Origin of the sequence: Kitasatospora sp. NPDC058162, from assembly GCF_042884005.1 — a bacterium.
Taxonomy (GTDB): Bacteria; Actinomycetota; Actinomycetes; order Streptomycetales; family Streptomycetaceae; genus Kitasatospora.
In genome coordinates this window covers 1-22,925 of record NZ_JBHVUS010000046.1, presented here as the reverse complement: position 1 = coordinate 22,925, position 22,925 = coordinate 1, and the positions used below count along the sequence as shown (strand labels likewise).

The 22,925-nt window shown below is 71.8% G+C and carries 19 protein-coding genes and 1 riboswitch; of the genes, 5 read left to right on the top strand and 14 right to left on the bottom strand.

Annotation, left to right across the window (positions count from 1 at the left end):
• Positions 1-43: 43 nt before the first annotated feature.
• Positions 44-580 (top strand): HAD domain-containing protein, encoded by a 537-nt coding sequence (locus ACFVXG_RS41510; RefSeq protein WP_387935642.1) that lies wholly within the window; start codon positions 44-46, stop codon positions 578-580.
• On the opposite strand, the gene ACFVXG_RS41505 is transcribed toward ACFVXG_RS41510, so the two are convergent.
• Both ACFVXG_RS41505 and ACFVXG_RS41500 read right to left on the bottom strand, forming a co-directional pair.
• A complete protein-coding gene (locus ACFVXG_RS41505) occupies positions 558-1,346 on the bottom strand; it encodes a CPBP family intramembrane glutamic endopeptidase (protein ID WP_387935640.1) in 789 nt (262 codons plus the stop codon). The genes ACFVXG_RS41510 and ACFVXG_RS41505 overlap by 23 nt on opposite strands.
• Positions 1,347-1,435: 89 nt before the next feature.
• Positions 1,436-2,941: a glutamate--cysteine ligase gene (locus ACFVXG_RS41500; RefSeq protein WP_387935638.1), complete on the bottom strand. Its 1,506-nt coding sequence runs from the start codon at positions 2,939-2,941 to the stop codon at positions 1,436-1,438.
• Between the two features lie 390 nt (positions 2,942-3,331).
• On the opposite strand from ACFVXG_RS41500, the gene ACFVXG_RS41495 reads away from it, so the two are divergent.
• Both ACFVXG_RS41495 and ACFVXG_RS41490 read left to right on the top strand, forming a co-directional pair.
• On the top strand, positions 3,332-3,904 hold the full coding sequence (locus tag ACFVXG_RS41495; RefSeq protein WP_387935636.1) for a hypothetical protein: 573 nt from the start codon (positions 3,332-3,334) through the stop codon (positions 3,902-3,904).
• Between the two features lie 429 nt (positions 3,905-4,333).
• Positions 4,334-4,525, top strand: a complete 192-nt coding sequence (locus ACFVXG_RS41490; RefSeq protein WP_350505310.1) for a DUF5999 family protein — start codon at positions 4,334-4,336, stop codon at positions 4,523-4,525.
• Between the two features lie 135 nt (positions 4,526-4,660).
• Here ACFVXG_RS41490 and gcvP read toward each other — a convergent pair whose 3' ends face one another.
• Positions 4,661-7,561 carry an aminomethyl-transferring glycine dehydrogenase gene (gene gcvP / locus ACFVXG_RS41485; RefSeq protein ID WP_387935634.1) on the bottom strand — a complete coding sequence of 967 codons (2,901 nt, stop codon included), beginning with the start codon at positions 7,559-7,561 and terminating at the stop codon, positions 4,661-4,663.
• Positions 7,562-7,796: 235 nt separating this feature from the next.
• Positions 7,797-7,900: riboswitch (glycine riboswitch) on the bottom strand.
• A gap of 224 nt (positions 7,901-8,124) precedes the next feature.
• Here gcvP and ACFVXG_RS41480 point away from each other — a divergent pair.
• Positions 8,125-9,228, top strand: a complete 1,104-nt coding sequence (locus tag ACFVXG_RS41480) for a PRC and DUF2382 domain-containing protein (RefSeq protein WP_387935632.1) — start codon at positions 8,125-8,127, stop codon at positions 9,226-9,228.
• A 178-nt stretch (positions 9,229-9,406) separates the two neighbouring features.
• A complete protein-coding gene (locus ACFVXG_RS41475; protein WP_387935631.1) occupies positions 9,407-10,897 on the top strand; it encodes an MFS transporter in 1,491 nt (496 codons plus the stop codon).
• Between the two features lie 172 nt (positions 10,898-11,069).
• Here the strand turns inward: ACFVXG_RS41475 and ACFVXG_RS41470 are convergent, their stop codons facing one another.
• The 11 genes from ACFVXG_RS41470 to ACFVXG_RS41420 all read right to left on the bottom strand — a co-directional run bounded on the left by ACFVXG_RS41470 (position 11,070) and on the right by ACFVXG_RS41420 (position 22,781).
• The gene (locus ACFVXG_RS41470; RefSeq protein ID WP_387935629.1) at positions 11,070-12,473 is read right to left on the bottom strand and encodes a DNA polymerase IV; all 1,404 of its coding nucleotides are present in this window, start codon (positions 12,471-12,473) and stop codon (positions 11,070-11,072) included.
• A gap of 72 nt (positions 12,474-12,545) precedes the next feature.
• A complete protein-coding gene (locus ACFVXG_RS41465) occupies positions 12,546-13,217 on the bottom strand; it encodes a vancomycin high temperature exclusion protein (protein ID WP_387935704.1) in 672 nt (223 codons plus the stop codon).
• Between the two features lie 146 nt (positions 13,218-13,363).
• Positions 13,364-14,008, bottom strand: coding sequence for a MerR family transcriptional regulator (locus tag ACFVXG_RS41460; protein ID WP_387935628.1), 645 nt, complete (start codon positions 14,006-14,008; stop codon positions 13,364-13,366).
• Positions 14,009-14,231: 223 nt separating this feature from the next.
• Complete coding sequence (locus ACFVXG_RS41455; RefSeq protein WP_030303568.1) at positions 14,232-14,708, bottom strand: bifunctional nuclease family protein; 477 nt, start codon at positions 14,706-14,708, stop codon at positions 14,232-14,234.
• Positions 14,709-14,805: 97 nt separating this feature from the next.
• The gene (locus ACFVXG_RS41450) at positions 14,806-15,501 is read right to left on the bottom strand and encodes a MerR family transcriptional regulator (RefSeq protein ID WP_387935703.1); all 696 of its coding nucleotides are present in this window, start codon (positions 15,499-15,501) and stop codon (positions 14,806-14,808) included.
• Between the two features lie 182 nt (positions 15,502-15,683).
• Entirely contained in the window at positions 15,684-16,226 is a 543-nt protein-coding gene (locus ACFVXG_RS41445; RefSeq protein ID WP_360242294.1) for an FHA domain-containing protein, read from the bottom strand.
• Between the two features lie 562 nt (positions 16,227-16,788).
• On the bottom strand, positions 16,789-17,661 hold the full coding sequence (locus tag ACFVXG_RS41440; RefSeq protein ID WP_387935702.1) for a DUF881 domain-containing protein: 873 nt from the start codon (positions 17,659-17,661) through the stop codon (positions 16,789-16,791).
• Positions 17,662-17,947: 286 nt separating this feature from the next.
• On the bottom strand, positions 17,948-18,280 hold the full coding sequence (locus ACFVXG_RS41435; protein WP_030062488.1) for a small basic family protein: 333 nt from the start codon (positions 18,278-18,280) through the stop codon (positions 17,948-17,950).
• Positions 18,277-19,350 (bottom strand): DUF881 domain-containing protein, encoded by a 1,074-nt coding sequence (locus tag ACFVXG_RS41430; RefSeq protein ID WP_387935626.1) that lies wholly within the window; start codon positions 19,348-19,350, stop codon positions 18,277-18,279. The genes ACFVXG_RS41435 and ACFVXG_RS41430 overlap by 4 nt, the downstream gene beginning before the upstream one ends.
• A 190-nt stretch (positions 19,351-19,540) precedes the next feature.
• Positions 19,541-22,036, bottom strand: a complete 2,496-nt coding sequence (locus ACFVXG_RS41425; protein WP_387935624.1) for a sugar phosphate nucleotidyltransferase — start codon at positions 22,034-22,036, stop codon at positions 19,541-19,543.
• A gap of 124 nt (positions 22,037-22,160) precedes the next feature.
• The gene (locus ACFVXG_RS41420; protein WP_387935623.1) at positions 22,161-22,781 is read right to left on the bottom strand and encodes a CDP-alcohol phosphatidyltransferase family protein; all 621 of its coding nucleotides are present in this window, start codon (positions 22,779-22,781) and stop codon (positions 22,161-22,163) included.
• Positions 22,782-22,925 lie beyond the last annotated feature (144 nt).

Genomic DNA, 22,925 nt, shown 5'->3' with positions numbered 1-22,925 from the left:
CGTCCGAGCAGGTAGGAGACACCAACCACTCGGGGGGCCACCGGTGCCGAAACCACTGCTGTTCCTGGACGTCGACGGGGTGCTGAACCCGGTCTGTCCGCATCCGGACGCCGGATTCGACTCCCACACCCTGCTCGGCTACACCGTCCTGCTCGCCGCCAAGCACGGCGCCTGGCTGCGCGAACTCTCCGGGACGTACGAGCTGGTCTGGGCCACCACCTGGGAGGAGCACGCCAACACCCACATCTCCCCGGCGATCGGCCTGGACCCGCTCCCCTTCGTCCGCTTCACCGGGTACGTCCCCCAACCCGGCGACCCGCGCGTCCCGTTGATGCAGCTGTTCTCCTCCCGCAAATGGGCCCCGCTGCTGCGCTACGCCGAGGGCCGCCCGTTCGCCTGGGTGGACGACGTCATACCGTCCCGGCTGGTCCGCCGCTCGCTGTGGCGCCGGGACCGCCTGCTGCTGCCGATCGACCCCGGTCAGGGCCTGGAGCGCCGGCACGTCGACCGGCTGCTCGCCCGCCCGCCACGGAGCCAGTCCCTGCCGGGGTCACCGGTCAGGGGGTCGGCAGCCAGCTGACGTGCCCGGCGAGCAGCGCGTACCCGACGAAGGCCACCGTGTCGATCAGCGCGTGCGCCGCCACCAGCGGCATCACCCGCCCCCAGCGCCGGTACAGCAGGCAGAACACCGCCCCCATCACCATGTTGCCGACCAGCCCGCCGACCCCCTGGTACAGGTGGTACGAGCCGCGCAGCACCGAGCCGGCCGCCAGCGCCGCCGGCCAGGACCAGCCCCGCTGCCCCAGCCGGCGCAGCAGGTAGCCGAGGACGACGACCTCTTCCAGGATCGCGTTCTGCCAGGCCGACAGCACCAGCACCGGCACCCGCCACCACACGTCCGGCAGCCCGGAGGGCGCCACCGTCAGGTTGTACCCGGCTGCCTGCGAGAGCAGGTACAGCGCCAGCCCGGAGCCGCCGATCGCGGCCGCGACGGCCGCGCCCCGGCCCAGGTCGCGCAGCTTCTCCCGCAGGTCGAAGCCCAGCACCCGCAGCGAGGTGCCCTCGCGCACCAGCAGGTAGCCGACCAGCACCACCGGCATCAGCCCGCGCCCGATGTAGTACAGCTGCCAGACCAGGTCCAGCCAGGGCCGCCCGGGCGCGCGCGAGCCGTTCAGGGTGGCGACCTGCTGGCCGAGCTGGAGCGGTGCGGTGAGCGAGCCCGCGAAGCTGATCAGCGCGCTGATCCCGCTGGCCCCGAGCGAGAGGCCGAGGACGACCAGCAGTTCCGCACCGAGCAGGCGTCGGGTGGGCTGCGCGGTCTCCGGCGCGGTCGGGCGGGTCGTCACGGGTGCTCCAGCGGACGGACGGTCGCTCCGGTCGTCGGCCGACGACCGGAGCGATCATCCTGACACAGCGGGCGGCCGGGGCACCCGCCTCAGCCGACCGGCCAGGTGTGCACCGGCTCGCCGCCGCGCATGTGCTCGGCGTAGCGCCTGGTCATCGCGGCGAGCGCGGCCGGGCGGTCCATCCCGTACTGCTCGCGCAGCCGGTGGAAGGTGGCGCTCTGCCAGGCGGCGCCGTTGGTGCGGCGCAGGCAGCGCTGCTCGATGATCCCCAGGTAGCGGTCCCGGTCGGCGGGCTCCACGCCCCACTCGTCCAGTCCCTGATGGGCCATCGGCAGCAGCTCGTTGAGGACCAGGTCGACCGCCGACACCGTCTGCAGCCCGCCGCCCCGGCCGGCCCGGCCCGGGCGCGGCCACTGGAACACCGCGTCGATGCCGTACCGGGCGCCCTGCTGGAAGTTCTCGTCCGCCCGCTCGAACGGCAGCCGGGTCCAGATCGGCCGGGGCTGCTCGGCGAGCACCCGCACCAGCCCGTAGTAGAAGGCGGCGTTGGCCAGTGTGTCGGCCACCGTCGGCCCGGCCGGCAGCGCCCGGTTCTCCACCCGCAGGTGCGCGACCCCGCCGGCGACGTCGTAGACCGGGCGGTTCCAGCGGTAGATGGTGCCGTTGTGCAGCCTCATCTCGGCGAGCCGGGGCGCGCCGCCGGAGGCCAGCACCTTGACCGGGTCCTCGTCGTCGCAGATCGGCAGCAGCGCCGGGAAGTAGCGCAGGTTCTCCTCGAACAGGTCGTACGCCGAGTCCACCCAGCGCTCGCCGAACCAGGTGATCGGGCGCACGCCCTGGGCCTTGAGCTCCGCCGAACGGGTGTCACAGGCCTGCTGGAAGAGCACCGGACGGGTCTCCCGCCACAGCTCCCGCCCGAACAGGAAGGGCGAGTTGGCGCCGAGCGCGAGCTGCGGCCCGCAGATCGCCTGGGCGGCGTTCCAGACCGAGGAGAACCGCTCCGGGGTCACCTGGAGGTGCAGCTGCAGCGAGGTCGCGGCGGCCTCGGCGACCATGGTGATCGACTCCAGCTGGAGGTGCTCGACGCCCTCGATGTCCAGCGCGATGTCCTCCCCCCGGGCGGCCAGGATCTGGTCGCTGAGCAGGCTGTAGCGCTGGTTGTGGCTCATCGCGTCCAGCCCGGTGTGGTCGTTCTCCAGGGTCGGCAGGATGCCCACCATGACGATCCGGGCGCCCACCTCGGCCGCCTGCCGGTCGGCGTAGCGCAGTCCGGTGTCGATCTCCTCGCGCAGCTCCTCGAAGACGTGCCCGCAGAGCCGGTGCGGCACGATGTTGACCTCGATGTTGAACTGGCCCAGCTCGGTCTGGAAGTCGCTGGAGCCGATCGCGCTCAGCACCTGGGCGTTGCGCATGACCGGCAGGCCCTGTTCATCGGCCAGATTGAGCTCGATCTCCAGCCCCATGACCGCCCGCGGGCGGTCGAAGCGGTCCTCGCGCAGCATCCGCCCGAGCGCGTCGAGGCAGGCCTGGAGCTTGAGCCGGTACTGCTGCCGGTCAGCCAGATCCGCCCGAGTCGCCACGACCTTCTCGCCCACGGTCCCCTCCTCCTGAGACACCCGGCCGGTCGACCGTGCCAGCATCATGCCCGCCTCGAAGATCGATACCCGAATGCGTGTACTGGCTTGCATTGCAAGGCATCTGACGGGAATTCAGGCCATCTGCAGACTTGCCCGGCACCACCGCCTGTGATAAACAGATCACCCTGCGCATTTGTTCGATGAATTCGCTGAGTTCGCACTGCGCTCCGGCCGGACCATCCCGCTCCGAGGCCCTCGTCGACGGCGACGACCGCGCCGGCACCGCGATCCTGCACAACGCGATCCTGCACAACCGGACAAGGCCGGACCCCGTCACCGTGGACGCACCGAGCCGCGCCGGTATGCCGCATTCGCACGCCGATCTCGCTTGGAGAGGCGGACCCCGCCATGACCCTGCAGACCCCCCAGCCCCCGCCGAGCGCCCTGCGCGCCGTCCTGGGCGCGCTCGACTCGGAGACCGCGCTGCGCCAGCCCGCCGCCGCCGCGCTGCGTCACCCGACCGGTCCACTGCTCCCCGCGCACCCGCTCGCCGTGCACGTCCTGGACGGCCCGCGCCCCGAACTGCCCGCCGCCCGGCGGACCGGCTGGCGCTTCCTGATCAAGGACGGCCCCGAAGTCGCCGCCGCCGCCGAGGTCGTGCAGAGCCCGGAGGGCCACACCTTCTCCCACTTCACCGCCGGCCCGTACCTCTCCTCCACCGTCCGGGCGCTGCGCGAGGCCTGGCAGCTCGCCCAGAGCTCCCGCTCCCGCCGCCAGCCCCGGCTGCTCACCTTCCCGGGCCAGTACGCCACCGCGCTCTGGCTGCACAGCCCCGACGCCGGCCCGTCCGCCGACCTGCTGATCCCGCTGGCCCCGGCCCCGCTCGGCGTCACCGCGCACCGCGCCTACCCGGCCGCCGAGCTGCTCCCGCTGCTCGCCCGCGCGCCGCTGGCCGGCTCCCTGCTGCTCGGCTCCTCCTGAGGCCGCGCCGCCACCGCGCGAACACCGCTCCGCACCGGCCGCCGGGCAGCACGCCCGGCGGCCCTTCGTGGTGCCCGGCCCCGTCCGTCGGCCTCACCCGAACGGCCACCACCCGGGTGGGCCATCCACCATGGCCCCTTCGGGCCATCCCGCGACTGACCCACCGGTGCGCGATTTTCCCCCGGCCCCACCTGAACGGGTGATCTCTGCCCCGGAGTTGTGGCGCATGTCACCAAATGGCTGCGCGCACGTCCGCAGATGCCGACACTGGGAACCAGCGTGGAAGGACCCCCTGTCCTACCCACTTGAGTGCCGGTCAAACTTGGCTGGCACGCGGACAGGATCCGACCACCACGGCGGTCCCGGGACGGCTCGACCTCCGGTGACCGCACCACGGGGAGGATCGCAGAGCGAAGCGAGGGTACACGTATGTGCCAGCACCGTCCTGAGTGCCCGTCGGCCGAATCCGAGGACCGCGAGGCCGCCGAGCCGGTGGCCTGCCACCCGGAGCAGGGCTGGAGCCTGCTCTGCAACGGCGTCGTCATGTTCGAGGACACCGGGGAGCTGCTGCCCGACGGCCGGGTGATCGCCCCGCACCGCCCGGTCGCCCACGCGGCCTGAGCCCGCCCGGTCCGAGCCCGCCCAGCCTGGGCCCACCCGGCAGCCCACCCGACAACCGGTCAGCGCAAAAGCGCAAAGGGCAGGGCCCCAGCAGAATCGTTCTGCCAGGGCCCTGCCTCATTCCTGCGCGGCCGATCAGACCCCGTACTCGTCCAGCGGCGGGCAGGAGCAGACCAGGTTGCGGTCGCCGTACGCGCCGTCGATCCGGCTCACCGGCGGCCAGTACTTGTCCGCCGGGTTCACGCCCGCCGGGAAGACCGCCTCCTGCCGCGAGTAGCCGTGCGCCCAGTCGCCGGCCAGCGTGGCGGCGGTGTGCGGGGCGTTGCGCAGCGGGTTGTCGTCGGCCGCCCACTCGCCCGAGCCGACCTTGTCGATCTCGCCCCGGATCTCGATCATCGCGTCGCAGAACCGGTCGATCTCGTGCAGGTCCTCGGACTCGGTCGGCTCGATCATCAGCGTGCCGGCCACCGGGAACGACATCGTCGGCGCGTGGAAGCCGTAGTCGATCAGGCGCTTGGCGATGTCGTCCACCGTCACGCCCGTCTCCTTGGTCAGCGGGCGCAGGTCGATGATGCACTCGTGCGCGACCAGCCCGCCCGGCCCGGTGTAGAGCACCGGGAAGTGCGGCGCCAGGCGCTTGGCGATGTAGTTGGCGTTCAGCACGGCGACCTGGGTCGCGTGCTTGAGGCCCTCGCCGCCCATCAGCCGGACGTACGCCCAGGAGATCGGCAGGATCGCCGCCGAGCCCCACGGCGCGGCCGAGATCGGGCCGACGCCGGTGGCCGGGCCGGCCTCCTCCTGCAGCGGGTGGTTCGGCAGGTACGGCGCCAGGTGGGCGCGCACCGCGACCGGGCCGACGCCCGGGCCGCCGCCGCCGTGCGGGATGCAGAAGGTCTTGTGCAGGTTCAGGTGCGAGACGTCCGCGCCGAACTTGCCCGGCTTGGCCAGGCCGACCAGGGCGTTCAGGTTGGCGCCGTCGACGTACACCTGGCCGCCGGCCTCGTGCACCAGGGCACAGATGTCGGTGATCTGGGTCTCGTACACGCCGTGGGTCGACGGGTAGGTGACCATCAGCACCGACAGGCTGTCGCGGTTCTGCTCGATCTTGGCCTTCAGGTCCTCGACGTCCACGTCGCCGTCGACCAGGGTCTTCACCACGACCACGCGCATGCCGGCCATCACCGCGGAGGCGGCGTTGGTGCCGTGCGCCGAGGACGGGATCAGGCAGACGTCGCGCTGGGTGTCGCCGTTGGCGTGGTGGTAGGCGCGGACGGCCAGCAGACCGGCCAGCTCGCCCTGGGAGCCCGCGTTCGGCTGGATCGAGACGGCGTCGTAGCCGGTGACCTCGACCAGCTGCTGCTCCAGCTGGCGGATCAGGGTCAGGTAGCCGGCGGCCTGGTCGACCGGCGCGAAGGGGTGCAGCTGGCCGAACTCGGGCCAGGTCACCGCCTCCATCTCGGTGGTGGCGTTGAGCTTCATGGTGCAGGAGCCCAGCGGGATCATGCCGCGGTCCAGCGCGTAGTCCCGGTCCGACAGGCGGCGCAGGTAGCGCAGCATGGCGGTCTCCGAGCGGTGGCTGTGGAAGACCGGGTGGGTCAGGTACTCGTCCTCGCGCAGCAGCGCGGCGGGCAGCGCGTCGGCGGCCTCGGCGACCTCGACCGCGGGGACGCCGAACGCGGCCCAGACGCCGGCCAGGTGCTCGCGGGTGGTGGTCTCGTCGGCGGAGACCGAGATCCGGTCCTCGCCGTCCTGGAACACGTTGATGCCGTTGGCACGGGCGGCGGCGGCGATCTCGGCGGCGCGGCCCGGGACGACGGCGGTGACGGTGTCGAAGAACTCGCCGTGCAGCAGCTCGACGCCGCCGGCCCGCAGGCCCGCGGCGAGGGCGGCGGCGTAGCGGTGGGTGCGGCGGGCGATGTCGGCCAGGCCGTCCGGGCCGTGGTAGACGGCGTACATCGAGGCCATCACGGCGAGCAGCACCTGGGCGGTGCAGATGTTGCTGGTGGCCTTCTCGCGGCGGATGTGCTGCTCGCGGGTCTGCAGGGCCAGGCGGTAGGCGCGGTTGCCGTCGGCGTCGACGGAGACGCCGACCAGGCGGCCGGGCAGCGAGCGGGCGTACTCGGCGCGCACCGAGAGGTAGCCGGCGTGCGGGCCGCCGAAGCCCATCGGGACGCCGAAGCGCTGCGAGGTGCCACAGGCGATGTCGGCGCCCAGCGAGCCGGGGGACTTGAGCAGGGTCAGCGCCAGCAGGTCGGCGGCGACGGCGACGATCGCGCCCAGGCCGTGCGCCTGCTCGATCACCGGGGTGAGGTCGCGGACCACGCCGGTGGCGCCCGGGTACTGGAGCAGCACGCCGAAGACGCCGCGCTCGGCGATCTCGGCGGGGATGCCCTCGGACAGGTCGGCGACGACGACCTCGACACCGGTCGGCACCGCGCGGGTGTTGATCACCGCGATGGTCTGCGGCAGGGTCTCGGCGTCGACCAGGAAGACACCGCCCTTGACCTTGGTGACGCGGCGGGCCAGCGCCATCGCCTCGGCGGCCGCGGTGCCCTCGTCGAGCAGCGAGGAGCCGGAGGTGGGCAGGCCGGTCAGGTCGGAGACCAGGGTCTGGAAGTTGAGCAGCGCCTCCAGGCGGCCCTGCGAGATCTCCGGCTGGTACGGGGTGTAGGCGGTGTACCAGGCCGGGTTCTCCATGACGTTGCGCAGGATCACCGGCGGGGTGAAGGTGCCGTAGTAGCCCAGGCCGATCATCGGCTGGAGCACCTGGTTGCGGCCGGCCAGCTCGCGCAGCTCGGCGAGGACCTGGGCCTCGCTGCGGCCGCCGGGCAGGTCCAGGGCGGTGATGGAACGGATCGCCTCGGGAACGGCGGTGGCGGCGAGCTCGTCCAGCGAGCCGTAGCCGACGGAGGCCAGCATCTTCTCCTGCGCGGCGGCGTCGGGGCCGATGTGGCGGTTCTCGAAGGGGCTGGCCAGCTCAAGCTCGGTGAGGGTCGAGGCGCTGGTGGGGCGTCCCGCGTTCGGCTGGGCGTTCATGGTGGTCGAGGCCTCCTGGTCACGGACCGGCGGGGGTGCGCACGCCGGTCGGCCGCGCCGCTGCGGACAGCGGACGGTCTGGGCGGGCGGACCCGAAAGGCCTCCCCCTCTGTCATCGGGACCTGAGAGCTTCGCCCGCACGTCGCGCTGTGGCGCTTCGTCGGCTTGCACCGTCGGTGAGGGTGGTGATCGCCGGCTCCCGCGCCGGCGGTCCTGCCCTGCTTTCCAGAGTGACCTATCCCGCACGGTACGGATGCCTGAGAGATTCCGGGGAGGAGTTGCTCCTTCGGCGCCCCGACCAGCGGTTTTCGCTGTCGGGGACTCTCCCGAGCGGGCTCGGCGGTCGCGGCCCAGGGTACCAGCGGGAGGCCTTCCGATCACGGGTGCGTCGGGTCACTCCGGGGTCTACGCGCGTCCCCCGGACGGCCCAGTGCCGAGCCCGTCCGGCGCACCCCGGTCGCGCCCGTCCGATTCATGGCTTTTGGTGTGAAGTGGCGGACGGGACGGGTGCTCCGGCCGCCTCACCTGCGGGAGTTCCGCAGGCGCAGCGCTTGGAGGAAAGAGTGCAGACCGACATCGACCCCCGGGACCTCATCGGCCACAAGGCGGTCGACCGCAACGGAGACAAGATCGGCACGGTGGACGAGGTGTACCTGGACGACGCCACCGGGCATCCGGAGTGGGCGGCCGTCCGGACCGGCATCTTCGGCCGGGACGCCTTCGTCCCGCTCACCACGAGCGAGTTCTCCGGCGACGAGCTCCGGGTGCCCTACGACAAGTCGCTGGTCAAGGACTCGCCGGACTTCGGCGTGGGCCAACACCTGTCGCCCGCCCAGGAGCTCCAGCTCTACCGCTACTACGGCCTCGACACCCCCGTGGACGGCCGTCCGGCCGCCGGGGAGCCCGCCCTGGACGGCCGGCCCGACCTCGACTTCGGCACCACCGCGGGCGCCGGGACCGTCAAGCCGATCGCCTTCCACTCCCCCGACCCCGGCCCCACGACGACCGCCATGACCACCACGACCGCCACCCACACCAGCACCGACACCGCCACGGAGGCCCACGTGCGGACCCTCAGCACCCCCGCACCGGTCGCCAACGGCACCGCGACCGCACCGCTCGCCGCCCCCGCGGTCGAGCCGAAGCCGCAGCCCGCCGCGACCACCCCGGCCCCGAACGGCACCGCCGCCTCCTCGGCCCCCAGCGGCCCGGTCGAGATCACCTGCCGCGAGGAGCGGCTGGAGATCACCACCGAGTGGCACGTCCTGGGCACCGCGAAGCTGCGCAAGTACGTGACCAGCGAGCAGGTCGAGCGCCGCGTCCCGGTGGTCCGTGAGCGGGTCCGGGTGGAGCGGATGCCGGTCAGCGAGGCCGAGCTGGCCTCGCTGACCGAGAAGGAGATCGACGAGGCGGTCGAGGAGGTCACCCTCCGCGAGGAGCGGCCGGTGGTCCGCAAGTACCTCGCCCCGATCGAGCGGGTCCGCCTGGTGGTCGAGCGCTACACGGAGGAGGAGGTGGTCCGGGACGAGCTCCGCCGCGAGCACGTCGAGGTCGACGACGTCACGGCCGCCGCCGAGACCCCGCCCGGCTCCCCGGTCGAGGCGGGCACCCCGCTCAACCAGGTCGCCGACGGCTCCCGCTCCGCCGCCCTGCGCCCGCTGGTCTGACCGCCCCACCCCACCCCGCCCGCCCCGAAGCGAGGGCCCCGGACACGACGTCCGGGGCCCTCGCCGTGCGCCGTAGTTCCCCACTTTGCCAAACCTTAACCACTCGATATTTGACATCATGAACTATCCACCCGCACAGTTACTTGAGTTCATTCACTATGTACGGGAGGAAGCAACCGTGAGTGAGGCACCACAGCCCACCACCGCGGCCGAGAAGCAGAGCAACGCCCGGGTCCTGCCGGCCCTCATCCTGGCGATGCTGTCCTTCAGCGTGGTGCAGACCGCGGTCGTCCCGATCCTGCCGTCGCTGGCCAAGGAACTGGACGTCTCCGGGTCGAACATCACCTGGCTGATGACCGCCAACCTGCTGTCCGCCGCCGTGCTGACTCCCCTGCTGGGCCGCTTCGGCGACCTCCGGGGCCGCAAGCCCATGCTGCTGATCTCGCTGGCCGGCCTGGTCGCCGGTTCGGCGCTGGCGGTCTGCACCCACTCCTTCACCTGGCTGATCGTCGCCCGCGTCCTCCAGGGCGCCGGCGGTGGCGTGATGCCGCTGGCGATCAGCATCGTCCGGGACGAGCTGCCCAAGCAGAAGGTGACCGGCGGCGTCGCCGCCATCAGCGCCTCGATGGGCGTCGGCTCCGGCCTGGGCCTGGTCGCGACCGGCCTGCTGCTGGAGCACTGGAACTACAAGTCGATCTTCTGGATGGGCCTGGCCTTCGGCCTGCTCGCGGTCGCCCTGGTCGCCTTCCGGGTCCCGACCGACCCGGTGACCGACAAGGAGGGCGGCGCCGACCCGCTCGGCGCGATCACCCTGGCCGCCTGGCTCTCCGCCCTGCTGGTCGCGGTCAGCCAGGGCAACCACTGGGGCTGGACCTCCACCAAGACCCTCGGCCTGTTCGCCGTCGCCGCGGTGGTCGCCCTGATCTGGGGCGTCATCGAGACCAAGGTCGCCCACCCGCTGGTGGACCTGAAGATGATGGGCCGCCCGGCCGTCGCCTTCACCAACCTGGCCGGCCTGCTGATCGGCTTCGGCATGTACGGCTCGTTCATGGTCATCAGCAACTTCGCCCAGACCCCGGAGAAGTTCGCCCACTACGGCTTCACCGCGAGCGTCCTGCACGCCGGCGTGATGCTGCTGCCGTCCGCGATCGGCTCGATGGTCGCCGCCCCGATCGGCGCCCTGCTGATCGCCCGCCGCGGCCCGCGCCTGCCGCTGGTCCTCGGTGGCGTCCTCGGCGCGATCGCGATGGCCTACCTGGCCCTGCGCCACAGCGCCGAAGGCGACATCTACACCGCCTCCGCGATCTTCGGCCTCGGCATCGGCCTCGCCTTCGCCGCGATGCCCGCCTTCATCAACGGCGCCGTCCCGGTCGAGCAGAGCGGCATCGCCAACGGCATGAACTCCGTGCTCCGCACCGTCGGTGGCGCGATCGGCACCGCCGTGATGACCGCCATCCTGACCGGCGACACCATCAAGCTCCCGATCAAGATGCCGATCCTGCTGCCCACCCTGGACGCCTACAAGCACGCGTTCTGGGTCACGGCCGTCGTCTGCATCATCGCCGGCGCCGTCCCGTTCCTGATCCGCACCGCCAAGCCGACCGCCACGGTCGCCGGCGGCGCGGCCCAGCAGGACTCCAGCCCCCAGCTGGCCAAGACCGACGCCTGACGAGGCGTCCGGCCCGCGCGCTCAGGGACAGGACGCGCGGGCCCGGCCTCCGCTCGGTCGTGAGGGCATCACGACCGCCCGGGGTCCGGCACGGTATGCGGCCCCACCCGGTACTTCCTACCGGGTGGGGCCGTTCCGCGTTCCCGGCACCGCCCCGGGCCCCCCGCCCGCCTCAGCCCCCTTCGCCGTCCCGGTCCCCGTCCCCAGAGTCGGGCTCGGGCTCGCGCAGCGGCAGCGGCCGGGCCGGCTCCAGCGCCGGATCGTCCACCGCGAAGGTCCGCACCCGCCCCGGCCCGCTCCACGGCGTCTCGAACCGCACGGTCACCCGCCCCACCCCGCTGCCCTGCACCCAGCCCGGCCCCAACTCGGCGTGCCGGACGTCCTGTCCGGGCATCCAGCGCCGCACCACGACCTCCTCCGGCTCCTCCTCGGCCACCGCCGCCTCGACCACCTCGGCGTGCTCGGCCGCCTCCTCCCGCAGCGCCTGCGCGAACAGGTCCTCCTGGGTGTAGTCGGCCAGTTGGGCCACGCCCACCCCGAGCAGCCGGACCCCACCGGTGATGTCCACCTGCTCGGCGAGGCGCCGCGCCGTCGCCGTGATCACCGCCTCGTCGTCGGTGGGCCCGCCCAGGGTCTCCGAGCGGGTCAGCGTCGAGAAGTCGAACCTCCGCACCTTGAGCACCACCGTCCGCCCCGAACGCCCGGCCGCCCGCAGCCGCCGCACGCAGCGCCCGGCCAGCGCCTCCACCTCCCGCAGCACCCGGTCCCGGTCGGCCAGGTCCACCTCGTAGGTGTCCTCCACCGAGACCGACTTGGCGTCCTGATCGGCCACCACCGGCCGCTCGTCCAGCCCTATCGACATGTGGAAGACCCCGGCGCCGTGCGCCCTCCCGAGCAGCTGGACCAGCTCCGCCTCGCCCGCGTCGGCGAGGTCCGCCACCGTGCTCAGCCCGGCCCGCCGCAGCACCTGCTCGGTGGCCGGCCCGATCCCCGGCAGCGCCCGCACCGGCATCGGGCCGAGCACCGCCCGCTCCTGCCCCGGCTCGATCAGCACCAGCCCGTCCGGCTTGGCCTGCTCCGAGGCGATCTTCGCCATCAGCTTGGAACCCGCCGCCCCCACCGAGCCGGTCAGCCCGGTGAGCCGCTGGATGTCCGCCCGCAGGTCCTCCCCCAGGGCCAGCACCAGCCGCTCCCCGGTCTCGTGGTCCGCCTCCGACAGCACCGGGCCGTACGGACCGGCCTCCAGGTCGACGAAGGCCTCGTCCAGGCTCAGCGGCTGCACCAGCGGCGACAGTTGGCGCAGCAGCCCCATCACGATCTCGCTGTTCTGCCGGTACGCCTCGAAACGCCCGGACAGGAAGGCCGCGTTGGGGCAGAGCCGCCGTGCCTGCGCCATCGGCATCGCCGAGTGCACCCCGAACCGGCGCGCCTCGTACGAGGCCGTGGAGACCACCCCGCGCCCGCCGAGCCCGCCGACGATCACCGGCTTCCCGCGCAGGCTCGGCTTGGACGCCTGCTCCACCGCCGCGAAGAAGGCGTCCATGTCGAGGTGGATGATGCTCGGCAGAGATCGCACCCGCCGATCATCGCGCACGGGTCCGACAGTGCGTACGAACCCGGCCGACGCCCCGCGCCCGCCGGCCCGCCGCTACCGCTCCTCCGCCTCCGCCAGCGCCTTCGGGATGCCGTCCTCCTTGGGCCCGAGGAACACCGGGTCCGGCCGCAGCCAGGCGTTGACCGCCGCCTTGCCCGCCCCGGCGACCTCCCGCAGCCCGCCGTACAGCCAGGTGGTGTCGTGCAGCTCCGGCACGCCGACCGCGTACGAGTCGATCCCCGCCGCCTCGCACAGCGCCAGCGCCCGGCGGACGTGGAAGTCCTGGCTGACCAGCACCGCGCGGTCCACCCCGAAGATCCGGTGCGCCCGGGTGCAGGAGTTCCAGGTGTCGAAGCCCGCGTAGTCCCGGACCACCCGGTCCCCCGGGATCCCGTGCTCGGTCAGGTACCGGTACATCGCGTCCGGCTCGTCGTACTCGATCCGCCCGTTGTCCCCGGTCACCAGGACGGCCTTCACCTTGCCCGTCCGGTACAGGTCCAGCGCCGCCACCAGCCGGTGCTCCAGGTACGGCGACGGCTTGCCCTGGTCCAGTCCGGCGCCGAAGACCACCGCCACCGGCGCCGAGGGCGCGCTCTCCACGGTGCCCACCCGGTCCCCCGCCGCGAACCACAGCCAGGCGCTCGGCGCCAGCGCCAGCGAGCACAGCACCGTCGCCACCTGGAAGACCCTGCGCTGCGTCCGGCGCTCCCGCAGCCGCGCCCGCATCCCGCCGGCCCGACGCCGCAGCAGCTCCGATATCCCGGTGCCGACCTCCACGTGCCCCTCCCTCGATCGTGTCCAGGCAACACGACGAGGCCGTGGCCCGGAACGGTTCCCCGTCCCGGCCCACGGCCCCGTCGAAGTGCTCCCGGTCAGACCGCCCGGTTGCGCCGCTGCGCCAGTTCGTCCGCCGGATCCTCGCCGACCAGCGTCTCGCCGGTGTCGGTCCGCTCCGCGTGCAGCCGCCCGAGGGTCAGCTCCAGCTCCTGCCAGACCGCTCCCACCGCGATGCCGAACACCCCCTGACCGCTCTTCAGCAGATCGACCACCTGCTGCGGCGTGGTGCACTCGTAAACCGTCGCGCCGTCACACATCAGCGTCAGCCCGGCCAGGTCGGCCTGCTCGGCCGCCTGCAGATGGGCGACGGCCACCCGGATGTTCTGCAGCGAGACGCCCGCGTCGAGCAGCCGCTTCACGATCTTGAGCAGCAGCACGTCGCGGAAGCTGTAGAGCCGCTGACTGGTCGCCGGGTACGCGGTGCGGACGCTGGGCTCCAGCAGTCCGGTGCGGGCCCAGTAGTCCAACTGGCGGTACGTGATGCCGGCCGCCGCACAGGCCGTCGGACCGCGGAAGCCGACCAGTTCGGACGTCGGGGCCAGCCGCTCGATCGCGGGCTGGCCCGGCTGTACGGCCGGGAACCTGCCCGTCCTGGGCCGGTCCGACACGGTGCGAGCGGTGCGCGGCACGTGCACGGTGCACAGGCCTCCCACGGCCGCGTCATCGCCGGTGCTGCTCATGCCTACCTCCGTCCACTCGTGCTGCGGGCAACCGACTGCGGGCATCGGTCACCCGGACAGCCACTCCTGACGGTAGGCAGTCCCCTATGACCCGTCAACGATCGCCACGCCGGGCCAGACAAACCACATCACTCAGGAGAGTGGTTTTTCGTGCCCCTAGTGTGGGTAGATGGACGGTTTTTGGCAAAACGGCACGCTAAAGGGCCGACCAGCCCCGTCCGCCCTACTGCGGGCCGCTGCCGCCGAAGTCCTCGGGCGACACCTGGTCGAGGAACTCGCGGAACTTCTCGACCTCGTCCTCCTGCTCGTCCGGGATCGCGATGCCCGCCTCCGCGAGCACCTCCTCGCTCCCGTAGATCGGCGTACCGGTCCGCAGGGCCAGCGCTATCGCGTCGGACGGCCGGGCGCTCACCTCGACCCCGCCGGCGAACACCAGCTCGGCGTAGAACACGCCCTCCCGCAGGTCGGTGATCCGGACCTCGGTGAGCTGCTGGCCGAGCGCTTCCAGGACGTCCTTGAACAGGTCGTGCGTCAGCGGGCGCACCGGAGTCATGCCCTGCTGGGCGAAGGCGATCGCGGTCGCCTCGCCGGGGCCGATCCAGATCGGCAGGTATCGATCTCCCCCGACCTCCCGAAGCAGCACGATCGGCTGGTTGGAAGGCATCTCCACTCGGACACCCACGACGTCGAGCTCATTCACACAGGCAACCCTATGGCTCCGACCCCGGATATGAAAGCGCAGGGCCGACGCCGCTGGTCAGCGCGGTGCACCGGCCGTGCGAAGGACGCTTCGGGGACTACCCCCGGGCCCGCAGACCGGCCTGGACCATGGCCGCGTGCAGCCGCACCGACAGCGTCGCCAGCTCCCGCGCGGTGGCCTCCGCGTGCGCCCGGGTCTGCGGGTTCCGGTGCCGCCGCAACGGCGCCACCACCTGCTCCACCAAAGCGATCTCGCGGTCCGCCGCCGCCTTCATGGCCCTCAGGTGCCGCGGCTCCAGCCCGTACCGGCCGAGTTCGGCCACCAGCCGGGCCACCTGCAGCGCCTCGCCGTCGTACCCGCCGTCCGGGCCCGGCGCGACCAGCCCGTACGCCTCCCACTCGACCAGCTCGGGCTCGCCCGCCTCGGCGGCGGCCAGCAGCTCGGCCCGCCCCAGCCGCACCCCGGCCGGGACCTCGGAGGAGGCCACCAGCTCGCGGTCGGCCTCCTCCAGCGGGCCGGGCCGGGCGTCGGCGGCCGGCGGCAGCGCGGGCGGGGCCTCACCGCGCTCGATCGCGTCCAGGTGCTCGCGGATCACCCGCAGCGGCAGGTAGTGGTCCCGCTGCATCCGCAGCACGTAGGCCAGTCGCTCCACGTCGGCGGGACTGAACTTGCGGTACCCCGAGGGGGTGCGCTGCGGCTCGACCAGCCCCTCCGCCTCCAGGAAGCGGATCTTGGAGATGGTCACCTCGGGGAAGTCGTCGCGCAGGTAGGCCAGCACCGCGCCGATGCTCAGCAGTTCGTCACCGCCGCGCCGCCGGCCGCCGGGCCGGTCCGGGCGGAGCGGCTGCCTGGGGCCCGCGACCACCCCGCGACCGCCGCGGTCCGCCTGCGGACCGGACGACGATGCGGGGTTGGCCGCCCCGAGAGAAGAGGAAGGGGTATTCGTATTCACTCGGGCTCCTACCGACGTTGCTTTCAGTACCCCCGGTTGTGGCCGGCGAAGAACACCAGCCGGTACTTCCCGATCTGCACCTCGTCGCCGTTGTTCAGCGGCACCTCGTCGATCCGCTCCCGGTTGACGTAGGTGCCGTTCAGGCTGCCCACGTCCGCGACGCTGAACCCGGCCGGGGTGCGGCGGAACTCCACGTGGCGCCGGGAGACCGTGACGTCGTCCAGGAAGATGTCACCCTGCGGGTGACGACCCGCCGTGGTGACGTCCGAGTCCAGCAGGAACCGGCTGCCCGAGTTCGGACCGCGCTGGACGATCAGCAGCGCCGAGCCCGGCGGCAGCGCGTCGATCGCCGACAGCACCTCGGCCGACAGCGCCGGCGTGGTGCCGGTGCCGGTCGTGGCGGAGGGGTCGTAGGACTCCAGGCCCGAGATCGAGATCGTCGAGGTGGTCTCCGCCGCCCCCTCCGGCAGCAGGCCGCCGCGCAGCGCCGTACCGCAGTTGGAACAGAAGCGGGCCGCGGCCGGGTTCTGGTTGCCGCACCTGGGGCACGGAGTGGGGCCAGCCATGTTCACAGCCTCCTGGCGCGGCACACCCGACGGGTTGTGCCCGGCGTACGGGTCCGGAGCAAACCCTCCACCAGAGGTTGAGGGTCCTGACGGGAAACCTATGCGCGGGTCGCCGGAGGGGTCAACCGACGCGCCGTAGCCCGCCGGATTCCCCGCGTACTGCGCGGCGCCGCCCTGGTACAGCTGCTGTCCGGCGAACGGCGCGGCCTCGGGGGCGGGGCGCATGCCCGGCACCGCGGGCTCGTCCTCCGAGCGGCGGTGCCGTGCGGTGGGCGCCTCGACGGCAGCCGCGTCGCGGCCCTTGTTACGACCGAACAACTTCGAGAAGAAACTCACGGGCGAATCCCCTTGCGTGTGACAGACCCGCCCGCGGGGCAGGGTGAGAACCTCGGACAGGCTGCGGGCCCGGTTGCGGCCCGGGCCTGCTGGAGTGGTACTCCGACGTGTGGTGCTGCGGTTGGTGCTACGGAGCGTACTGGTGCGAACCAGTCTCTCCCACGCGACGGCGGCGCCCCGCACCGGGTGCCGCCCGCCCGTGACGGGCCGTTCGTCGAGCGCCCCGTCACTTCGAAGCCGGCTTGGCGTACTGCGGCGTCTTCAGATCCACGAGGGCGTCGACGACCACCTTCTGCTGCTGGGTGATCGTCGCGCGCGCCTGGTGGCTCTCCAGGGTGCGGACGACGCCTCCCGGAATGTTCAGCGCGGGCGTCAGGTCCTGCGGGTTCCCCACGACGGTGAACCGATAGGGCTGCGAGACCTTCTTCCCGTCGATCTGCACCCCACCGCCCGACAGGTCGGTGAAGTAGGTGCTGACCACCACGCGCACATCGTTGATCTGAATCGCCTCCGCCCCCGCCGCTCGAAGTTCCTGCAGGGTGTCCAGCAGCATATCTGCCTTCACCAGCCCTTGGGGGTCATCGACCGTGAGGACGATGCCCGGACCTGTGGCTTTGACCGTACCGGCCAGCACACCCAGTTCCGTCATCTTCTTCCTGGTCTGCTCCTGGGCTTCCTTGGCCTGGTTGGAGCTGTTCTCCAGCTTGCCCAGGGACTGCTCGAGCTCGGCCTTCTCCTGCTGGAGACGCTGTTGACGGCTGTCCAGTTCGTCGAGGATCCGGACCAGGTCCTCCTGACGGGCCCCGCGCAGCTGGTTGTGGTGGTCGTTGGTCGAACGCACCTGGATGGCCAGCCCGAGCCCGAGCGAGAACAGCAGCAGCGCCACCACCAGTTGCCCGCGCGACAGCCGCGGCGGCCAGACCGCCGCCTTCAACCGCCGCCGACCGGCGCTCCGGTCCACGACGGGCGGCTCCTCGGCGGGCAGTTCCTCGGCAGCCACCGGCTCCTCGGGTTCCGACGGCCCACCGGCACCGGCCGCGACGGGCGCGGGCGCGGGTACGGGCTCCGGCTCGGGCGCGACCGGCTTCGTCAGACGCACCGACGGCGCCGGCTCCTCGACCGCGGTCTCACGGTCAGCCTCAGCGTCAGACTTCTCCGGTCCAGCCGCCGCCCCGGCCGACTCCTCAACCGGCTCCTCAGCCGGCTCGTCAGGCGCCGCGGACTCCTCCGGGCCGCGCCTGTCCTCGGCACCGGCCCCCTCGACGGCCTCCGCCGCCGACTCCTCGGATTCCTCCGACGCCTTCCCGACCGGCTCCGCAGCGGTCTCCCCGACCGCCGGCGCCTCCGCCTTCTCCTCTTCCTTCGCCGCCGCCTCGCGGCCCGGCTCAGGCACGGAAGACATGGCGCCGGATCGCCGCCGCGTTGGAGAAGATGCGGATGCCGAGGACGACGACCACGCCCGTGGACAGCTGCGAGCCGACGCCCAACTGGTCACCCAGGAAGACGATCAGCGCGGCGACCACCACGTTCGACAGGAACGAGACGATGAAGACCTTGTCGTTGAAGATCCCGTCCAGCATCGCCCGGACGCCGCCGAACACCGCGTCCAGCGCCGCCACCACCGCGATCGGCAGATAGGGCACGACGGCATCGGGCACCTCGGGTTGGACGAAGAGTCCGACGACCACCCCGATCACGAGACCCAGTACGGCAATCACGGTCTAGCTGCTCCTGTCCCTGTGGTGGTCTTGGTGGATCCGCCGGACGGACGCCGCTTCGCGGTCGGCCCGGCGCCGGGCGCGGACGGTGAAACGGACGCGGTCGGGCTCTCCGAGGTTCCCGGACTCCCCGACGGAGTCCCGCCCGGACCACTCGACGCGGTCGCCGACGGGGTCGCCGTGGGCGAGGCCTCGGGCGTGACGGGCTGGGCGGTCCGCAGCGACACGCCGACCGCCGCCGACAGCGTCAGGCTCTTCTGCGTGGAGAGCGTCGACTTGATGCCGTACTTCTCCTCCAGCAGCCGCAGGTACTGCCCGGCCATGTCCTTCTCGAAGGCGGTGAGGAGCTTGGGCCCGTCGCCGATCGCCTGGATGTTGTACGGCGGGACGAGCGGCCGGTTGTCCACCAGCACCGCCTCACCGGCGGCCCGGATCGCCGACAGCGCGGTCAGCCGCTGCCCGTTGATCGAGACGGCCTCCGCGCCGGATCCCCACAGACCGTTCACCACCAGTTGCAGGTCCCGGTCGCGCAGCCGGCCGCTGTTGGAGAAGCCCTGTCCGGCCCGCGGGTCGACGTTGCCCCCGCCGCCCGTGCCGGCGGCGTCCTCCAGGACCAGCTTCACCCCCGGTCCGGTCACCTCCCCCAGCCCGACCTCGCCGGTCAGACCGGCCGCGCCGCCGTCCCCCGAGGGCAGCGCCTGCTGCTGGGTGTCGTCGACCTTGCGCCGCAGGTCCTGGACCTCCTTCTGCAGGTGGTCCGCCGAGCCGTTGCTGTCGTTGATCCGGTGGATCAGCGCGTCCCGCTCCTTGGCCAGCGTCGGCTCCGCCTTGTGCGCGTTCACCGCGCCGACCGTCACCACCGCTCCGACCAGCGCCAGTCCGATGCCCAGCGTCAGCAGCCCCCGCATCGTCCGGGGTATCCGACTGTCGTGCTCACCGCCCCGGGCCGCGGCCGCCTCGGCGTACCCCTCGTCCAGGCTGTGGTCCATCACGTTGGTCAGCAGGGACATCGAGGCGTCCGGGCGGTTGTACCGCCCGTTCGGGGCACTCGGCGTCGGCGTCGCTGGCATGCGGACCATCGTCCCACGACGGCGGAGGGCCCCGCGCACGGCCCCTGAGCTGCACACACGCCGCACACATCCACGGAAAGTGACAGACCATTCCGAATGAGGTGAAAGCGGACAACGGGGCGTGCGGATCGAACCGCACGCCCCGCCGTTCAGGACCTCATCCGATCAGAGGACGAGTCCGCTCAGGACGTCACCGCCCCGCGCCCTCGACCACGGCCGCCCACTCGTCCAGCAGCGCGTCGGTGGCCTCGTCGTCCGGGCCCTCGGCCCACAGGTGGGTGACCGCCTCGGCCGGGTCCGGCAGCACCAGCGTCCAGCGCCCGTCCGCCTCGACCACCCGGACCCCGTCCGTGGTGTCCAGCCGCCGGCTGCCGGCCGCCTCCACCACCGAGCGCATGACCATGCCCTTCGCCGCCCAGGGCGTCGCGATGTCCCGGCGCCGGATGTGCGCCTGCGGGATCCGCGCGTCGATCTGGCTCAGCGTGAGCTGGGTCCGCGCCACCAGGCCGACCAGCCGGACGAAGGCCGCGGCACCGTCCAGCACCCCGCTGAACTCGGGCACCACGAAGCCGCCGCGCCCGTCCCCGCCGAACACCGTGCCCTCGGCGGAGGCCGCCTTCGCCAGGTCGTCCGGCGTGGTCGTGGTCCAGATGACCTGGGTGCCGTGGTACGCGGCGACCTGCTCGGCGATCCGCGTCGTGGTCACCGGCAGCGCCACCTGACCGCTGCGCCGCTCCGCCGCGACCAGGTCCAGCAGCACCAGCAGCGCCCGGTCGTCGTCGATCACCCGGCCGAGCTCGTCCACGAACGCGACCCGCTCGCCGACCGGGTCGAACCGCACGCCGAAGGCCGCCCGCGAGGAGGCCACCAGCTCACCGAGCCTGGCCAGCCCGGTCCGCCGGGTCTCCGCGTCCTCGGTCGGCCGCGCCTCGTCCAGCCCGCTGGAGACGGTCAGCGCCTCCACCCCGAGCCGGCCGAGGATGCTGGGCAGAACGAGCCCCGCACTGCCGTGCGCGGTGTCCACCACCACCTTCAGCCCGGCCTCCCGGACCCCGGTGGTGTCCACCGTCCGCAGCAGGTTGCCCGCATAGGAGTCGAAGACGCTGGACGGGAAGGTCAGGTCCCCGATCTCGCCCGGGAACGCCCGCCGGTACTCCTGACGTGCGTAGACCCGGTCGAGCTTGCGCTGCCCGGCCTGCGAGAGGTCCGCCCCGCGCTCGTCGAAGAAGAGGATGTCCAGCGAGTCCGGCACCCCCGGTGTGGTCCGCAGGAAGATCCCGCCCGCGCTCCCCCGCGCCGTGTGCTGCCGGGCCACCGGCATCGGCACGTTCTCGAGGTCGCGGACGTCGATCGCGGAGGTCTGCAGCCCCGAAATCATCGCCCGTTTGAGCGCACGCGCACCACGCGAGTGGTCACGCGCAATGGTGACGGTGGCCCCCTTCTTCAGTGTCGTGGCGTACGCACCCGCCAGCCGCACGGCGAGCTCCGGGGTGATCTCGACGTTGAGGATGCCCGACACACCGCGGACGCCGAACAGGTGCTCCTGGCCGCGCGACTCCCAGATCACCGAGGTGTTGACCACGGCGCCAGCCTCGATGGTCTTGAACGGGTAGACCCGGACATTGGCCCCGATGATCGACTCCTCGCCGATCAGGCACTCGTCCCCGATCACCGCGCCGTCCTCGATCCGCGCGGCCCGCATCACATCGGTGTTCTTGCCGACCACACAGCCGCGCAGATTGCTCTGCGGCCCGATGTACACGTTGTCGTGCACCACCGCCTTGTGCAGGAAGGCCCCGCGCTTGACCACCACGTTGCTGCCCAGCACGGTGTGCTCGCGGATCTCCACGCCGGCCTCGACCTTGGCGTAATCCCCGATGTACAGCGGCCCGCGCAGCACCGCCTCCGGATCGACCTCCGCCCCCTCGGCCACCCAGACGCCCGGCGAGATCTCGAAGCCGTCGAGCTCGACCTCGACCTTGCCCTCCAGGACGTCCGCCTGGGCCTTGCCGTAGCTCTCGTGGGTGCCCACGTCCTCCCAGTAGCCCTCGGCGACGTAGCCGTAGACCCGCTTGCCCTCCTTCAGGAGCTGCGGGAAGACGTCACTCGACCAGTCGACGGACTCACCCGCCGCGACGTAGTCGAAGACCTCCGGCTCCATCACGTAGATACCGGTGTTCACCGTGTCGGAGAAGACCTGGCCCCAGGTCGGCTTCTCCAGGAAGCGCTCGACCCGCCCGTCCTCGTCCGTGATCGTGATACCGAACTCCAGGGGATTCGGCACCCTGGTGAGACAGACCGTGACCAGTGCGTTCTTACTGCGGTGAAAGTCGATCAATTCGGAGAGATTGAAGTCGGTCAGCGCGTCACCGGAGATCACCAGAAAGGAGTCGTCCTTGAGCGCGTCCTCGGCGTTCTTGACACTCCCCGCAGTGCCTAGTGGCGTCTCCTCATGGGCATACGTGAGGTGCATGCCCAGTTCCTCGCCGTCACCGAAGTAGTTCTTGACGAGTGACGCCAGGAACTGGACGGTGACGACGGTGTCGGAGAGGCCGTGCCGCTTCAGCAGCCGAAGCACGTGCTCCATGATCGGCATATTCGCGACCGGAAGCAGCGGCTTCGGCATGCTGGAGGTCATCGGGCGGAGTCGGGTGCCCTCGCCCCCTGCCATTACTACGGCTTTCATTACGGGTGCGTCCTCCTTCGCGGTGGTGGACCTGCAGGTCCATCAAACCGTTCCAGAGGGTTCTCTACCCGGAAGGTATCGTCCGACGCACCGGGGCGGCGTGGGACTTCTCTCAGATCACGTCTCAGGCTGTGGACGCCGAGCCCGCGGGGCCCGCCTTGATGATCTGCCGCACCTGCACCGCGTAAAGAATCGCCGACCACCAGTACAACGTGGTCCCCCACCAGATGAAGGCCCAGCTCACCACCTCGGCCGGCCGCGCGATCCAGCTGTCGATGCCGCCGAGCAGCAGAAGCGGAAACGCGTACATCAGATTGAAGGTCGCGGCCTTACCGAGGAAACTCGTCTGGAGCGGCCCGTAACCGTGCCGGTTCAGAATGGGCAGCAGCGAGGCGATGAAGACTTCGCGGGCCAGCAGAATCCCCGTCACCCACCACGGCAGGAACTCACGCCAGGTCAATCCGACGAGCGTGGACAGCACATAGAGCCGGTCGGCCAGCGGGTCCAGCAACTGCCCCACCCGGCTGATCTGCCCCCACCGCCTGGCGAGCTTTCCGTCCAGGTAGTCACTGATCCCGCTCAGCATCAGGATCAGCAGCGCCCACCCGTCGTTCTTCGGCCCATCGAAGACGGGCCACAGAATGAGCCAGAGAAAAACCGGAACGCCGACCAGCCGGCCCATGCTCAGCAGGTTGGGGATGGTGAGGACGCGATCGGTCTGGACCCGCGTCTCCTGGACCTCCACCCGAGGCCTCCTGTCCTGTGTCACGACAATGCACGTTGACCCTACAACAGAAAAGCCCCCGCCCGGTTCACCCGGCGGGGGCTTTTCTGAATGATTGTTCGGCGGCGTCCTACTCTCCCACAGGGTCCCCCCTGCAGTACCATC

Coding starts and splice junctions, on each gene's coding strand:
- ACFVXG_RS41495 (WP_387935636.1), top strand. CDS start 3,332: ATGACCCTGCAGACCCCCCAGCCCCCGCCGAGCGCCCTGCGCGCCGTC.
- ACFVXG_RS41490 (WP_350505310.1), top strand. CDS start 4,334: ATGTGCCAGCACCGTCCTGAGTGCCCGTCGGCCGAATCCGAGGACCGC.
- gcvP (WP_387935634.1), bottom strand. CDS start 7,561: ATGAACGCCCAGCCGAACGCGGGACGCCCCACCAGCGCCTCGACCCTC.
- ACFVXG_RS41465 (WP_387935704.1), bottom strand. CDS start 13,217: ATGCGGGCGCGGCTGCGGGAGCGCCGGACGCAGCGCAGGGTCTTCCAG.
- ACFVXG_RS41460 (WP_387935628.1), bottom strand. CDS start 14,008: ATGAGCAGCACCGGCGATGACGCGGCCGTGGGAGGCCTGTGCACCGTG.
- ACFVXG_RS41445 (WP_360242294.1), bottom strand. CDS start 16,226: ATGGCTGGCCCCACTCCGTGCCCCAGGTGCGGCAACCAGAACCCGGCC.
- ACFVXG_RS41430 (WP_387935626.1), bottom strand. CDS start 19,350: ATGCCAGCGACGCCGACGCCGAGTGCCCCGAACGGGCGGTACAACCGC.
- ACFVXG_RS41425 (WP_387935624.1), bottom strand. CDS start 22,036: ATGAAAGCCGTAGTAATGGCAGGGGGCGAGGGCACCCGACTCCGCCCG.